The sequence below is a fragment of the Litoribacter ruber genome (genome assembly GCF_018449405.1).
GTDB lineage: Bacteria > Bacteroidota > Bacteroidia > Cytophagales > Cyclobacteriaceae > Litoribacter > Litoribacter ruber.
This window is the reverse complement of the sequence record NZ_JAHCMY010000008.1, coordinates 57,986-72,412: the sequence shown is the minus strand read 5'-3', so window position 1 is coordinate 72,412 and position 14,427 is coordinate 57,986. Positions and strand designations below refer to the sequence as shown.

The window sequence follows — 14,427 nt, the reverse complement described above, 5'->3', positions numbered from 1 at the left end:
TTTACCTTCTCAAGGGCCTTGGAAATACAGCCAAACTTTCATTTCCCTTCTCATCCACTGCCTGCACGGCAAAGAAATAGTTGTCCTTGGAGTAGGGGACGGTCAACTCAAGGTCTTCTGTGTAAAACTTCTTTTCCCACATGGATTGATCTGTTTCTCTCATCAGGACATAATAACCTTTTGGATTTCCGGTAGCTGGTTTTTCCCATTTTAGGGTGCTGGTATTGACAAGTCTGCTTACATCGATTCCCACATTTTCGGGGGCAGATGGGGCTGCCGCCAAACTAGCTAAAGTGGCCAAGTTCACTGCGGTGATCTTTCTCAGGTACTCATAGTCTACCAATTCAGGAAGGTCCCCGTATTGCTGTCCGTCTTCCACCCGCACATCCTGGTGGTGATAATGGTAGTTCTCATTGTACTCGGTCATTCTGATAGCTGTGAAGCCTTCTCTTGCAAATGGAGTGTGGTCACCGCCTCTCAGGAACCTGTCGTTGCGATAAATCAGTTTCACTTCCAACTGGTCTACATAGCGGTCACCGATTTCCTTGATGTACCTGGCGAGTTGGCGGGATTTGCTGTCATTTTCACCATTGGTGTATCTTCTCATATTGCCCATTTCTTCGGTTTCAAGTAAAGGAATGCTTTCACTGAACACCCTCACTCTGGTGTTGTCTTTGATGTGGGTCTCACTTGAGTAGCTGTTGCCCACCATATCGTTGTTGAGCATGGCTACGATATTCCAATCTTCTTCCTTTGCCTTTTTGGCCATATGCGCAGCACCGATTAGGCCCTGCTCTTCGCCTGACACCGCCATGAAGATAATGGTGGCGGGAAATTCCATTTTGCTTAATATTCTTGCGGCTTCGATCACGGCAGCGACTCCGGAACCGTCATCATTGGCACCTGGGGCGTCAATTTCTGCGTCCATGACATCTGAGGCTCTACTGTCCAAGTGGCCACTGATTAGGAATATCCGGTCGTCATTTGGGTCGGTTCCTTTAAGTGTGGCTACTACGTTTCCGATTTCTGCATCCTCTGGAATCCTTCTTCCATCACCTGGGATGTCGAACATGTCGATCTCGGAAGAAAGTCTTCCGCCTGCATCTGCCTCAAAGGATCGGAATTTTTCCAGTACATATTGCTGAGCGGGTACAATTCCCCTGTTTCCATCTTGAGTGCCGCTTAGCGTATGGCGGGTGCCAAAATCCACCAGGTCCCTTACGTATTGTTCCAGGTTTTCGGCTTTCACCTCGTTTACCATTTTTTCAATTTCCGGGTTTCGGTTGATCATCCTGGTCTGTGCCGAAAGGTCCCAGGCTAAGAGAAATAGTGCTAGCGCAATTAATTGCTTCATGGTTTCAATAATTAGTTTGGAAATAAAGGCTAAATTTAACCTTTTGATCATGGCATGAAAGTTTTCTTATATGAATGAGCGCATAGTACCCAAAGAAGGTGAATATGATCCATATTTTGTCCGCTACCTGAAACTGATTCCAGAAGATACCATCCTGATGGATTTGCTGGTCAAGCAAATGGAGACGGTGGAGGAGGAGTTTTTGGAAATGGATGAAAAGTGGCTGCGGACTCCTTATCAGGAGGGCAAATGGTCCCCAAAGGAATTGCTCTTGCACATCACCGATACGGAGCGGGTGATGGCTTATAGAGCTTTGTGTATTGGCAGAGGGGATCTGCAAAATTTGCCAGGTTTTGATGAGGATGATTACGCAAGTCATTCTCACGGCAATGTGTTGTCTATTGATTACCTGGTGGAGGATTTTAAGCAGACCAGAAAATCAATTCTGCTTTTGGGGCACAGTTTTTCGGAACAGGACTGGCAAAGAGTAGGTTCGGCAAATGGGAAAAACATTTCTCCAAGGGCGATTGTCAATATTTTGGCCGGGCATTTTATCCATCATATGAACATTTTAAAAGAGAGGTATACCAGACATGTTTGAATATAATCCGGAAAAGCATTATCCAAAAGAAACCGAAAGCAGGGTAGTCATCAGATTTCAAGATTGTGACCCGCTGCAGCATCTCAACAATGCCAAATATTTTGATTATTTCTTCAATGCCCGGGAAGATCAGGTGCCCAAGTTGTACGGTGTAGAAATGATTGATTTTATCAAGAAATACAAAGCTGCCTGGGTGGTGTACAATCACAATATTAGCTATGTGCGGCCTGCCAAAGTGGGGGAGTGGGTGAGAATTATGACCCGGATATTGTGGTATGACCACAACACGGTGCTGGTCGAGTACTATATGACCGATGATACTCGAAAGGAACTGAAAACCGTGCTGTGGACCACCTTAAAATATGTGACCATAAAAGAAGGAAAGCTGACGACGCATGAGGGGGCAGTCGTTGATTATTTGAAAGCCACTTCTGAGAATCTGGATATTTCGAAAATGGAATTGAAGGATAGGGTAAAGGCCATAAAGCTGAAGCTTCAGCAGTAAGCTTATCTGAGACGGATATTCATGAGCATGTCCGGTGACTCCACAGGCTGCTCATCATACACCAGAGTCCAGCCCATAGAATTGGTCAGGATATAGATTTTCTGCAGCTCGGAAATTAAATTCTGATGTGCCCGCTTTTTCAGGTCGCTTTTGTCGATTTTATCATGGATCACATTGTCGACCGTTTTGCGGATTTTATTCAGGTCTTCAGCCTTTAGTGGGTTCCAATAATCCTGAGTCACATCGTAGTACTCCAAATCAGGGTAGATGTTGATGTTAGCGTCTGGGATGTAATTGAGGTAAACCATTCTGTTTTCCTCATCGATATGGGTTTGAAGTTGGCTTAGGTCATACTCAACCGTCACTTTAGCATTGACCACCACCAATACCTTTTTATTGGAGGGAAAAATCCTGAAGAAATTTTGGCGGGTGTTTTTATAATCCATCACTTGGCTGAAGTGCCCTTCCACCACGACCAGCTTGCCCACATTTTTTATCTGTTCCTGGATCATAGAGGAATTGATCTCCGTTTGCTCCTGTTTTTCGTTTTTGTTGATAAAAAACAAAACGCCCAAACCAATTATTAAGGTGACTACAATTCCGAGTAAAAATCTAATCATTAGTTTTAATCTAGTAAGCTTTAAGTTAATCCCAATTTATTGATTTAATCTTTATTCAAAAGGGAAAATTCAAAGTTAACAAAATTTAGGACAGTGCTTTTGACCACTTTTTTCAGGTTCTCCTCAGTTTCGGTGCCCACCACGCCGATCACTTCCGTCCCTGCACGCTGGCCTGATTCTATTCCGGAAAAACTGTCCTCAAACACCACGCATTCCCCGGGCTCAAGGCCCAATGCTGCAATGGTTTTGGAGTAAATTTCCGGGTCTGGCTTACCGTGCTTCACAAAGGTCTCATCCAAAATGGAGTCAAAATAGGAGTGAAGGCCCAGTTTCGAAAGTGTGAACTCCACATTGGCGGGATAAGCAGAGGTGGCAACAGCCGTTTTGTATCCCTTTTCTTTCAACTGTTTCAAAAAATCAGTCAGCCCCTCGGTTTCTTTGAGTGTAGGTAAAATCAAGTTCCTGTATAGACTTTCTTTTTCCTCTTTTAAGGTTTCGATTTCTTCCGAAGTAATGTCTGGGAAAAGGTATTTTAAGGCCTGCCCGGTAGTCCGACCATTGAAGTTTGCTGAAAACTCCTCATCGGTGATTGTCTTGCCGTGGTCTGCGATAAACTGCTTCCATGCATCCACGTGAAATTGGTGGTTGTTCAGTATTACCCCGTCCATGTCAAAAATGACTCCTTTGATGCCCATGATCCAAATTAATTTTTTAAATTTTATATAATTCTACTATATTACAAAGTCAATGGTGAAAATCATATTGTTGATTTGAATATTATTCTGTTTAGATAAAGATAAACCCGAAATATAATGCAAAAATTGCCTAGAACTATTTTCAATGAGGAGCATGACATGTTCCGACAGTCTTTGAGAGATTTTATTGCCAAGGAAATTACGCCCAACAATTTGGATTGGGAAAACAATAAAATGGTTTCCCGGGAGTCTTGGTTGAAACTTGGGGAAAACGGATTTCTATGTATCCAGGCTCCGGAGGAATTTGGTGGATTGGACATCCAGGATTTTAGGTACAACGCCATCTTTACCGAAGAACTGGGATTGAGCGGCTGTGCGGGGCCGGCGATTGGCTATCCGCTGCACAATGATATTGTTTTCCCCTATGTGCTTCACTACGCCACTCAAGAAGCCAAGGAGAAATATGTCCCAAAGATGATCTCTGGGGAATACATTTCGGCTGTGGCCATGACAGAGCCAGGCGCGGGAAGTGACCTTCAGAGCATCCGGGCTACTGCCGAGGATAAAGGCGATCATTACTTGATCAACGGCACCAAAACTTTTATCACAAATGGCTATTTGGCCGATGTGGTAGTAGTGGCGGCCAAAACTGACCCTACACTAGGAGCCAAGGGAATTAGTCTGTTTTTAGTGGACAAAGATATGCAAGGTTTTACCAAGGGGGTTCCCTTTGAAAAAGTGGGGCTACACGCTCAGGATACCTGCGAACTATTCTTCGAAGATGTGAAGGTGCCCAAAGAAAACCTTATGGGAAAAACCGGTGAAGGTTTCAAATACCTGATGACCGAACTTGCACAAGAAAGGCTAATTGTGGCCCTTGCAGCATTGTCTTTGGCTGAATTTACCCTCAATTCAACTATTGAGTATGTGAAAAGCCGTCCTGCTTTTGGCAAAACCGTTGCTGATTTTCAAAATACCAGGTTTAAACTTGCCGAGATGGCAGCCAAGCTAGAACAGGCAAGGATTTATTGCGATCAATTGGTGGTGTTGCACAATGATAAGAAAGTGGATGCGGCCATGTCTTCTGCCGCCAAAATGATGATGACCGACCTTCAATGTCAAGTGGCGGATGAATGCGTGCAGCTTCACGGCGGCTATGGATACATGTGGGAATACCCTGTAGCGCGGGCCTATGCCGATGCCCGTGTGCAGCGGATTTATGCCGGTACAAATGAAATAATGAAAGAGCTGATAGCCAGAAAAATACTGGCGTAACTTGAAAAACCATAGAGTGTTTCAAAACCACTTTTCTGTAGTAGGAAAAGTGGTTTTCTTTTTTTTAACACAAGTTTTATTTTATATTAGTATAAAATAATAAAACTGAACTTAAATTAAGTAAATCCAAATAACTACAAATATGCAAGATTTCCCATGGTTTAAGCAATACCCACCCTCCGTGGCCAAAGAAGTAGATGTAAATGCTTACAACAGTTTGGTCGACCTTTTTGAGGAAAGCGTCAAAAAATATGGAAATGGAATAGCCTATGAATGTATGGGCAAAACGCTCACTTTTAAGCAGGTAGACGAACTCTCCAAAAATTTCGCAGCCTATCTTCAGAATGAGCTCAAAATGAAAAAAGGGGATAGGATAGCCATCCAAATGCCCAACTTGCTGCAATATCCCATCGTGATGTTCGGAGCCCTCCGGGCGGGGATGATTGTGGTAAACACCAACCCGCTTTACACCCCGAGTGAAATGAAGCATCAGTTTAATGATGCCCAAGTGGATACCATCGTGATTTTGGCAAACTTTGCCTCCAATCTTCAGAAAATCAGAGGTGAAATCAAGGCCAAGCACATTATCATTTCCCAGATTGGGGATATGCTAGGTGGGCTTAAGGGAGGCATCGTAAACTTTGTGGTCAAGCATATCAAGAAAATGGTGCCACCCTATCAGATTGACGGTGCCTTGAATTTGAAGGATGCTTTCAGCAAAGGTGCCTCGATGTCTTTCCGCCATGAGGAAATGGTGGCAAGTGACGCGGCATTTCTGCAGTATACCGGCGGGACGACAGGTGTGTCTAAGGGAGCTGAACTGACCCATGCCAACATCATTGCCAATATGCAGCAAATTTCGGCATGGATGACACCAAAGCTGAAGGAAAACCGGGAAACGGTCATCACTGCCCTTCCCCTTTACCATATTTTCGCCTTGACGGTTAACTGTCTGGCCATGCTCAAAATAGGTGCACACAACGTGTTGATCACCAACCCACGAGACATGCCGGCCTTTATCAAGGAAATGAGCAAGCACAAATTCAGTGTAATTACAGGCGTGAATACGCTCTATAACGGTCTTTTGAATCAGGAGGCTTTCCGAAACCTGGACTTCAGCTCATTGCGTGTTGCTGTAGGTGGCGGGATGGCCGTGCAGAAAGCTGTGGCTGAAAAATGGAAAAAAGTGACCGGAGTGCCAATTGCCGAAGGGTATGGACTGACTGAAACTTCGCCAGTCGCGACCTGTAACCCAATCGATGGGACCGAGCGCATTGGGTCTATCGGGGTTCCGCTTCCTAATACGCAAATCAAGGCCATTGATGATGATGGCAATGAGGTGCCAATAGGGGAGAAGGGGGAACTTTGCATCAAAGGACCTCAAGTGATGCGCGGCTATTGGAACAAGCCTGAGGAAACCAAGCAGGTTTTCGACGGAGACTGGTTCAAAACTGGTGACATCGGGATCATTGAGGCAGACGGCTTCGTGAAGATAGTGGACAGAAAAAAGGAAATGATTCTTGTCTCCGGTTTCAACGTGTATCCTAATGAAGTGGAAGATGTAATTGCTGCCCATGACAAAGTTTTGGAGGTAGGTGTCATAGGAATTGCCGATGATAAATCCACCGAGAAGGTGGTGGCCTATGTAGTGCCAAAAGATAACGGCCTAACTGATAAAGAAGTCATCGCCCATTCCAAGCAGCATCTGACCAATTACAAAGTGCCAAAGGAGGTTTATTTTGTAAATGAACTCCCGAAATCAAATGTTGGAAAGATTCTTAGAAGAAAAATAAAGGAAATGCACGAAGGCAAATCCTAAAAATAAAAAGCCCCGTCATGGGGCTTTTTTTATGGCTTCTTTTACCTCTAGGGCTTGTTGGAAATGCCTGTCTTCGTGGGCCACTATGATATCCATGGCTTTATCCAAGGTGTAAGGCAAGAGCTTGTTAATGGGAGAATTGATCACCACGTTTTTGCCAAACTGTGGAGCCAATTTGGTTATCCAACTTTTTAATTCCTGCTGATGCTTGGTGAATTTTTGGACAATGTCCTGATGGGTACCGCCTATTTTGGGTTCCCAAGAGGCAAAAGTTTTGATTTTCTTTTTTCTGCCATCCGAAACCGATTTGTAAATGGAATTTCCTATTAGGTTATAAATAAAGCTGAAATTTCCCGACCAGGGCTTCTGATATTTCCCATCCTTCAACTCCTGAAACATTGGGAAGTAGGAAGAATTCAATTGTATCAAGTGCTGGATGTTTTCCCCGATTGACCAGACTTCCGGGTGGGGTTTCCAATAAATTTGCTCTAGGCTCATTTCCGCAAATTCTCTTTCAAACTTAGCAGTAATGCGATCTATTTCCGCTACCCATTCGGTTGGTTTTTGGCTCATTGGTTTATTCGGTTAGTTGCCTAAAGTTACAAAATTCGGTTCAAAAATTTTTAAATGGACAACTGCTGTCACTGGAATCAAAAAACTTATCTCATTTCGAATGATTAACAAATACTTGACGTTACTTTCGAAGATGGTTTTTGCGATAGTAGATATTGAGACGACAGGCGGCACAGCCCAACGTGGAGGGATTACTGAAGTGGCTGTGATCGTGCATGATGGTAAGCAGGTTTTGGATACCTACCAGACCTTGGTCAACCCCTTGCGGATAGTGCCTGGTTTTATCACTGGCCTTACAGGTATAGATAATGAAATGGTGCAGGATGCGCCGACTTTTGCAGAAATTGCCGAGGAGCTTTATGAGCTTCTGGAGGATAAAATCTTTGTGGCCCATAATGTCAATTTTGATTACAATTTTCTCCACCATGAATTTGGAAAGGTGGGCCTAAACTTCCGGAGGCCAAAACTTTGCACGGTACGCTTGAGCAGAAAAGCATTTCCTGGATATTCTTCATACAGTCTGGGCAGGCTTTGCGAATCAAGAGGCATTCGGATCACGGATAGGCACCGGGCCTATGGCGACGCTGCGGCTACGGCCATTCTCTTTCAACAGGTTTTTTCATTGGATCGCAGCATTATCGATAAATCCCTGAAAAGAAACTCTGGGGAAGCTTTTTTGCCTCCACATATCAGCAAAGAGAAATTTGATGCCTTGCCCCAGCGGCCGGGAGTTTATTATTTTTTCAACCAGACCAATGAAGTTATCTACGTAGGCAAAGCCAATAATATTCAATCCAGGTTTAAGGGGCATTTTGGCGGCAAAAGCCGAAATGACCTCAAAAGTGAAATTCATGATGTGAGCTTCTCCGAAACAGGCAGTGAGTTTTTGGCTTTGCTATTGGAAGCCTTGGAGATCAAAAGGCTGTGGCCTAAATATAATCGTGCCCAGAAACGTCCTAGCCATTCATGGGGTATTTATACCTATGAGGATGGAAACGGCTATCAGCGTATACAGGTAGGGAAGGTCCAAAAGGCCTTAAAACCAATTATGACATTCTATTCCCATGCCGAGGCTTGGGCAGAAGTTCAGAGTGGTGTGAGGGCATTTGGTTTTTGCCCCAAATTGGCGGGAATCCAGAAGTCAGCCCATGAGTGCTATGACTATCCTCTTGGCAAATGCGAAGGGGCATGCCTTGGAAAAGAAAGCCCTGAGACCTATAATCTCAAAATGGAAGAATGGCTCAACCAAGGAACAGTAGTGTCGAAACAGCTTCTCATTAAGTCTGCCGGTAGGACCAGAGATGAACATGCGGCCATTGTTTTTGATAATGGTATTCTAAAAGCCTATGGATTCATCAGTCAAGAAATGGAGGTGCAGGCAGAGTCGATTTTGGATTACCTTACACCGGTCAAGCCCGTTTTGGAAACGGGTCTGATCCTCAGGTCATTTTTGAGTAGGGAGAAGTTGGATATGGTGGTGATCTAGGTATAAACACTTCTCAATGCTTTGTCAAACCTTTCCATTTCCTCTGGCGTCCCCGTACTAATTCTGCACCAATTGGAGAAAGGTGGGAATTCCCTGCCAATCAAAACCCCTTTGTCCTTCATTTGATCGACCAGCTTGTCTATATGCATCCCACTTTCGAAAAAGACAAAATTGGTGTGGCTTTCCAAATGGCGAAGCCCCAAATCATCTAGGGTATGATAAATAGTGCTCTTGGCTTCCTTGTTTTTATTTAAGCTGAATTCAAAAAACTCTTTATCATCCAAGGCTTCTTTTGCGGCTTCCAGCGCCAGTACATTGGTGAAGGCCACTACATTTTCCCTAATTTTATGCGCCAAATCGGGTCGGGCCACTATGTAGCCAATTCTTAGCCCAGCCAGGCCGAAAACCTTGGAAAAGGTACGGCTTACGATGATGTTTTCGCCTTCTTTGACCAACTTGACCATGGAGGGATAATTAGGCTCGTCTATAAATTCAAAATAGGCTTCATCGGAAAATACAGTCGTATGCTTGGAGGTTTCCCTGCAGAATTTTTCAAAGTCATCAGCGGAAAGAAGCGTTCCCGTTGGATTGTTGGGGTTGCAGAGAAAAACCATTTTAGTGGAAGGGTTTATGGCTTTCTGCATACCATCAAGATCATGTTGCAGGTTCTCATCCACATCCACCCAATTGACTTCGGCACCCCACATCTGCGCATAACTCATCATGGCAAGAAAGGTGGGTTTACTGGCAATGATTTCTCCACCATTGCGGGTAAATGTAATCCCGGCTACTTTGAGAGCCTCAGTAGAGCCTCCGGTAATCACGATATGGTCTTTGGGCACACCTTCCCTTTCGGCTAGTTTATCTAAAAGTTCGTTTTGGTAGCTATAAGGGTACCGGCACCCGTCATCAAATGATTTGAACAACCTATCCCTGACTTTTTTTGAAGGGCCATAGGGGTTTTCATTTGAACTCAGTCGGGCGAGATCTTCTAAGGGGCGAGGGTTGAATTTGGCTATCTCTTCGGCCGAAAGTTTGGGGATAATGCCTAGGCCGGAAATTAAAGAAGCACCACCTGTGAGGGCAGCGCTTCTTAACCATTGTCTTCTGTTGAATTTCATGATTAAGGATTTGTTTTTAATTTAACAATTCCCCTTCTCAATCTCAAATTTTATCTATTCTTCTTTTTTTGCTTTCAATAGCGTGAGGACTTCATCAATCTCATTTTGAGCCTTTGTAATCAGGATTTTGATCTTTCTGTAATCAAACTCGTCGAGTCCCTCAAGCTCCAGTCCGATTTCAAACAGCCAATTTAGACCTGCAGAGGATGCTGTACCTTTCAGTTTGTGGCCGGCCGAATTGATATCAGCTAGATTTTGTAGAGAAAGACTTTCGTTCAACTCTACTTTGGCATTTTCGAGCTCTTTAATGGTAATATCCATAAAAGCCTGCATTAAGTCTGGATTGTTTTTCACATAACCCTCCAACACTTTAATATCAAATCGCTCGCTATTCATATCTTCTGTTTCTGTTACCTGTTCAGGTTCTTCTTTTTTGTCCTTATTCAAAGGTAACCATTTATGGAGGGCCATTTCCAAGGTTTCTTCCACTACAGGCTTGGCAATAAAGTCATCCATGCCAATATTGAGGCATTTTTCTTTTTCTCCCTTCACATTGCCCGCAGTAAGTGCCAATATTGGAGTCCTGGTCCCTGATTCTGCCTTACGTATTGCTTCGGTGACTTCATAGCCGTTCATGATTGGCATCTGAATATCCAGGATAATTAGATCCGGCTGCTTGGTTTTGTAGAGTTCAAAGGCGATTTGGCCGTTTGGTGCTTCGAATATGGTACTGTTAGGCAAAATCCTTTGAATGATGGTTTTGGCTAAGAACATGTTGATCTGATTATCCTCGGCAATCAAAACATTGTATTTGGACTCAAAGCTCGCCTCGGCAGTAGACTCTTCAATTTCCTTCTTCTTTTTGACATCGGATTTGTGAAGCTTTGCCAAGGAATTGTACAAGTCGTGCATCTTAATAGGCTTCACCAAGCGTTGGGTGACATGTAGTTCCTCACACTCTCTGATTACGCGCTCATCGTCAGAACTACTATATAAGAGAATAATAGGCTGCTCATCAGCTTGGGTTCCGAAATTGCTTCTTATTTTGCGGATTGTTTCCAGACCATCCATATAAGGCATGTGATAATCCATCAAAATGACGTCAAAGTCATTCCTGGTGCCCATCATCTGTAACGCCTCATATCCGCTGGAGGCCTCCTCGATGTCAATACCTTTCAGCCTCAACATTTCGTGAATGATGGTTCTGTTGTTGTCATTATCGTCAACGACCAATGCTTTTTGAATGTTTTCCACCTCTTCAAACTCAATGCTTTCACCTTGATCTGCCTTTACTCTTAAATCAAAGTAGAATGTACTTCCTTTTCCATGTTCACTTTCCAAGTTGAGATGGCTGCTCATCAGTCCCAAAAGCTGGTTTGAAATCGCAAGCCCCAGACCTGTACCGCCGTATTTTTTAGTGGTGGAGCCATCCTCCTGGGAGAAAGCCTCGAATATTTTTTCCTGCATTTCTCTTTTGATACCAATTCCGGTATCCCTTACCAAAAAGCGGAGCACACATTCTTCATCTTGATATTCAATTACCTCTATCTTCAATTCCACTTCACCTACTTCCGTGAATTTCACGGCATTGCTAAGCAGGTTGATGAGTACTTGCCTAATGCGCACCTCGTCTGTATGAATAAACCTTGGAACATCCAGAGAAATGTTCAATAGCATTTCTAAATACTTGCTTTGGGCCTGGTAACTGATAATGTCAGCCGTTTGGCTGGCCATTTCATATACATCAAACCGTTCGATGTCCAATTCAAGTTTACCCGCTTCAATTTTAGAGAAATCCAAAATATCATTGATGATACTCAATAGTGCATTAGCAGAATTGTTGACGATTCCCAGATATTGGGACTGGGTTGGGTCCAGATTGGTTTTCATCACCAAGTCAGTAAACCCGATAATACCATTCAGGGGTGTGCGGATTTCATGGCTCATGTTGGCCAAAAATTCGGATTTGGCTATATTGGCAGATTTTGCCTGATCAATGGCTCTTTCCATGGAAAGGTCCATGTTTTTACGTTCAATAGCGTTGGCAATGGTCTTGGCAAAACTCTTCAGAAGTGAGATTTCCGCATCTGACCAGTCTCTTTCTTCATAACATTCATCATATCCGATAAAGCCCCAGAAATTATCGCTATAGAAAATCGGAATAACAAGGATAGATTTGATTTCCTGCATATCCAAAAATTCCTTCAATTGCGGCTTGTCCTGAATATCACTTATTTTCGCTAAAAAGACTTTATTTTGACTCAAGGGCTGGAAAAAATCCTCGAAGTCCTTGTGGTAAATGTCCTGTAGATCCTGATTTTCAAATTGAGGGGAACAGTCATCCGCAGCATATTCAAAAGTTTGGGAGGCTACCAATTCCCCGTTTTCATTTTTTGAGTTTTCAAAAAGATAAACTCTGCCAACTTCCACGGTTTGCCCCAAAATCTTAAGAGAACGTTCTATAGCATCCTCAAATTTTCGGTTGGATAATAGCTGGTCGGTAGCCAAGGAGATACCTTTAAGCATCTTTTCCTTGTTTTCAATTTCAAACTCCGACTTTTTCTTACCGGTGATATCCTGGAAAGTCCCATAAATACGGGTCACTTTCCCATGCAATTTCTCACACTGGCATTTGGTCCGTATCCATTTATATTTTCCTTTATAGGTGATAATTTCGAGCTCCAAATCAAAAGGAACCCCTTCTTCTTCTGCTTTTTTCCAATGTTCCTTAATCGTTTCCAGTGAGCGTCCCGGTCTGTAAAAGTTGAGTCCAGCCTCAAGAGTCACGTTGAAGTCATCAGGGACCTCATGAATTTCTCTGGTAATATCTGACCAATAGGTGGTGTTGGTTTCTAAATCCACGTCCCAGCCCCCGACATGAGCGACACGATTGGTCTGCTCCATCATTTTTTGAGTCACCAGAAGTTTCTGCTCGGTCCTTTTGGTAGCCGATATGTTTTGTACCGTAGCAAAAACAAATTTTTCCTTGGTAGAGGGGTCTTGGATAACAGAGGTATTTACCAATACAGGGAATCTTTCACCGTTCTTTTTTTGGTAAACAAGCTCAAATACATTTTCATCCAGCTCGCCTTTTATGGCCTTGGTGAAGTAGTAGCTATTTTTCTTCTGCATATCCTTAGGCCAATAGCTGTAAGGCGGAGTCTGGCCCAGAAGTTCCTCTTCCGAGAAGCCAGTCATCTGGCATAGTGCTTTGTTGACCCGAACTTTCTTGCCGCTTCTATCAGCCATGGCAAAGCCTTCCAACATTCCTTCTACAATTGAATTGAGAAAGTCTTTCTGTTGCTGAAGTTCTGCTTTGGTTTTAAGGTCTTCAGTTACATCGCGGCCTACAGCTACAACGTCCCCTGTCTCAGGGTTTTTGTTGGCATGCCATTGAATAGTCTTATATTCTCCGGATTTAGTAAGCGTCCGCTGAAGGTAGTTAATAGTTTTTTTGCCTTTTAGGATTTTCTCATACTCCTTGTAAGCTCTAGGCACATCGTCGGGGTGAACGATAGTTTCACCTTTAGTTTTGATTTTCTCCTCATCCCAACCAGTGATGTCCATATAGGCCTGGTTGATTATTTGGTTTTTGCCATCTTTATCTACAATGGTCATTATATCCAACGAGGACTTAAAAAGCGCCTCATATTGCTGGAGTTGTTTTCTCTTCCTGTTATCCAGGATGGCCGTGATAACTTGTTGGGCTAAAAGTTTTAAAACCTTGATTTGATTATCGTCCAGGCTGTTGGGCTTGTCATCCATCACGCTTAATGTCCCCAGGACATGGCCTTCTGGGGATAATAGGGGCACGCCTGTGTAAAAACGGATATGGGGAGGTCCAGTAACTAGGGAATTGTCTTTGAAGCGCTCATCCTTGCTAGCATCTTCAGAGATGACGAGTTCTTTTTGTTTAATGCATTCTAAACAAAAAATACACTGGATATCGGTTTCCTTTATTTCGACACCAACCGTGGATCTAAAAATCTGCTTGTTTTCTCCAATAAGAGAAATGACCGCCATAGGGGTTTGGCATGTTAAAGAAGCTATTGTGGTCAGCCTATCAAACTCACTCTCTGAATGTGAATCTAGCACATCATAGGATTTGAGGGTTTCCAACCTTTCAGTTTCGTTAATATTATTATGGGTCATTTCAGAATTATATAATTGATAATCAGAGGGTTTTGAATTGCTTCCCAAGTCCTATCTTTATGAAATATCTTTATTGCAATAATCAAATATAAAATTTGAAAATTTATATTAATTCGCTAAAATAAGAACTATTCGTTTCTATAAAAAGGTTTTTCTTTTATTCTTAATCTCAAAAATATAGGATGATACCTTTTTTTCTTTCTAAATTCCCGAATCCGGTTTGTCT

General features: G+C 43.1%; 11 protein-coding genes. 5 read left to right on the top strand and 6 right to left on the bottom strand.

What is annotated here, in order from left to right:
- Position 1: 1 nt before the first annotated feature.
- Complete coding sequence (locus KI659_RS13845; protein WP_213945960.1) at positions 2-1,354, bottom strand: M20/M25/M40 family metallo-hydrolase; 1,353 nt, start codon at positions 1,352-1,354, stop codon at positions 2-4.
- Between the two features lie 70 nt (positions 1,355-1,424).
- Between KI659_RS13845 and KI659_RS13840 the strand changes: the two genes are divergently transcribed.
- Both KI659_RS13840 and KI659_RS13835 read left to right on the top strand, forming a co-directional pair.
- The gene (locus tag KI659_RS13840; RefSeq protein WP_213945959.1) at positions 1,425-1,955 is read left to right on the top strand and encodes a DinB family protein; all 531 of its coding nucleotides are present in this window, start codon (positions 1,425-1,427) and stop codon (positions 1,953-1,955) included.
- A complete protein-coding gene (locus tag KI659_RS13835) occupies positions 1,948-2,460 on the top strand; it encodes an acyl-CoA thioesterase (protein WP_213945958.1) in 513 nt (170 codons plus the stop codon). The genes KI659_RS13840 and KI659_RS13835 overlap by 8 nt, the downstream gene beginning before the upstream one ends.
- A 2-nt stretch (positions 2,461-2,462) precedes the next feature.
- Here the strand turns inward: KI659_RS13835 and KI659_RS13830 are convergent, their stop codons facing one another.
- Positions 2,463-3,080 carry a DUF4230 domain-containing protein gene (locus tag KI659_RS13830; RefSeq protein WP_213945957.1) on the bottom strand — a complete coding sequence of 206 codons (618 nt, stop codon included), beginning with the start codon at positions 3,078-3,080 and terminating at the stop codon, positions 2,463-2,465.
- A gap of 44 nt (positions 3,081-3,124) precedes the next feature.
- On the bottom strand, positions 3,125-3,775 hold the full coding sequence (locus tag KI659_RS13825; RefSeq protein ID WP_213945956.1) for an HAD family hydrolase: 651 nt from the start codon (positions 3,773-3,775) through the stop codon (positions 3,125-3,127).
- A 117-nt stretch (positions 3,776-3,892) separates the two neighbouring features.
- Between KI659_RS13825 and KI659_RS13820 the strand changes: the two genes are divergently transcribed.
- Together KI659_RS13820 and KI659_RS13815 are read left to right on the top strand one after the other, a co-directional pair.
- Complete coding sequence (locus KI659_RS13820) at positions 3,893-5,050, top strand: acyl-CoA dehydrogenase family protein (protein ID WP_213945955.1); 1,158 nt, start codon at positions 3,893-3,895, stop codon at positions 5,048-5,050.
- 142 nt (positions 5,051-5,192) lie between these two features.
- The gene (locus KI659_RS13815) at positions 5,193-6,869 is read left to right on the top strand and encodes an AMP-binding protein (RefSeq protein ID WP_213945954.1); all 1,677 of its coding nucleotides are present in this window, start codon (positions 5,193-5,195) and stop codon (positions 6,867-6,869) included.
- Positions 6,870-6,884: 15 nt separating this feature from the next.
- On the opposite strand, the gene KI659_RS13810 is transcribed toward KI659_RS13815, so the two are convergent.
- On the bottom strand, positions 6,885-7,442 hold the full coding sequence (locus KI659_RS13810) for a DinB family protein (protein WP_213945953.1): 558 nt from the start codon (positions 7,440-7,442) through the stop codon (positions 6,885-6,887).
- Positions 7,443-7,542: 100 nt separating this feature from the next.
- Between KI659_RS13810 and KI659_RS13805 the strand changes: the two genes are divergently transcribed.
- Entirely contained in the window at positions 7,543-8,928 is a 1,386-nt protein-coding gene (locus KI659_RS13805; RefSeq protein WP_246535415.1) for an exonuclease domain-containing protein, read from the top strand.
- On the opposite strand, the gene KI659_RS13800 is transcribed toward KI659_RS13805, so the two are convergent.
- Both KI659_RS13800 and KI659_RS13795 read right to left on the bottom strand, forming a co-directional pair.
- A complete protein-coding gene (locus tag KI659_RS13800) occupies positions 8,925-10,049 on the bottom strand; it encodes a pyridoxal phosphate-dependent aminotransferase (protein WP_213945952.1) in 1,125 nt (374 codons plus the stop codon). The two genes, KI659_RS13805 and KI659_RS13800, sit on opposite strands and share 4 nt — an antisense overlap.
- A gap of 54 nt (positions 10,050-10,103) precedes the next feature.
- Positions 10,104-14,201 carry a response regulator gene (locus KI659_RS13795; RefSeq protein WP_213945951.1) on the bottom strand — a complete coding sequence of 1,366 codons (4,098 nt, stop codon included), beginning with the start codon at positions 14,199-14,201 and terminating at the stop codon, positions 10,104-10,106.
- Positions 14,202-14,427: the final 226 nt, after the last annotated feature.

Bases quoted from the DNA above. Each gene is read 5' to 3' on its own strand.
- KI659_RS13845 (WP_213945960.1), bottom strand. From the start codon at position 1,354: ATGAAGCAATTAATTGCGCTAGCACTATTTCTCTTAGCCTGGGACCTT.
- KI659_RS13840 (WP_213945959.1), top strand. From the start codon at position 1,425: ATGAATGAGCGCATAGTACCCAAAGAAGGTGAATATGATCCATATTTT.
- KI659_RS13835 (WP_213945958.1), top strand. From the start codon at position 1,948: ATGTTTGAATATAATCCGGAAAAGCATTATCCAAAAGAAACCGAAAGC.
- KI659_RS13830 (WP_213945957.1), bottom strand. From the start codon at position 3,080: ATGATTAGATTTTTACTCGGAATTGTAGTCACCTTAATAATTGGTTTG.
- KI659_RS13825 (WP_213945956.1), bottom strand. From the start codon at position 3,775: ATGGGCATCAAAGGAGTCATTTTTGACATGGACGGGGTAATACTGAAC.
- KI659_RS13820 (WP_213945955.1), top strand. From the start codon at position 3,893: ATGCAAAAATTGCCTAGAACTATTTTCAATGAGGAGCATGACATGTTC.
- KI659_RS13815 (WP_213945954.1), top strand. From the start codon at position 5,193: ATGCAAGATTTCCCATGGTTTAAGCAATACCCACCCTCCGTGGCCAAA.
- KI659_RS13810 (WP_213945953.1), bottom strand. From the start codon at position 7,442: ATGAGCCAAAAACCAACCGAATGGGTAGCGGAAATAGATCGCATTACT.
- KI659_RS13805 (WP_246535415.1), top strand. From the start codon at position 7,543: ATGATTAACAAATACTTGACGTTACTTTCGAAGATGGTTTTTGCGATA.
- KI659_RS13800 (WP_213945952.1), bottom strand. From the start codon at position 10,049: ATGAAATTCAACAGAAGACAATGGTTAAGAAGCGCTGCCCTCACAGGT.
- KI659_RS13795 (WP_213945951.1), bottom strand. From the start codon at position 14,201: ATGACCCATAATAATATTAACGAAACTGAAAGGTTGGAAACCCTCAAA.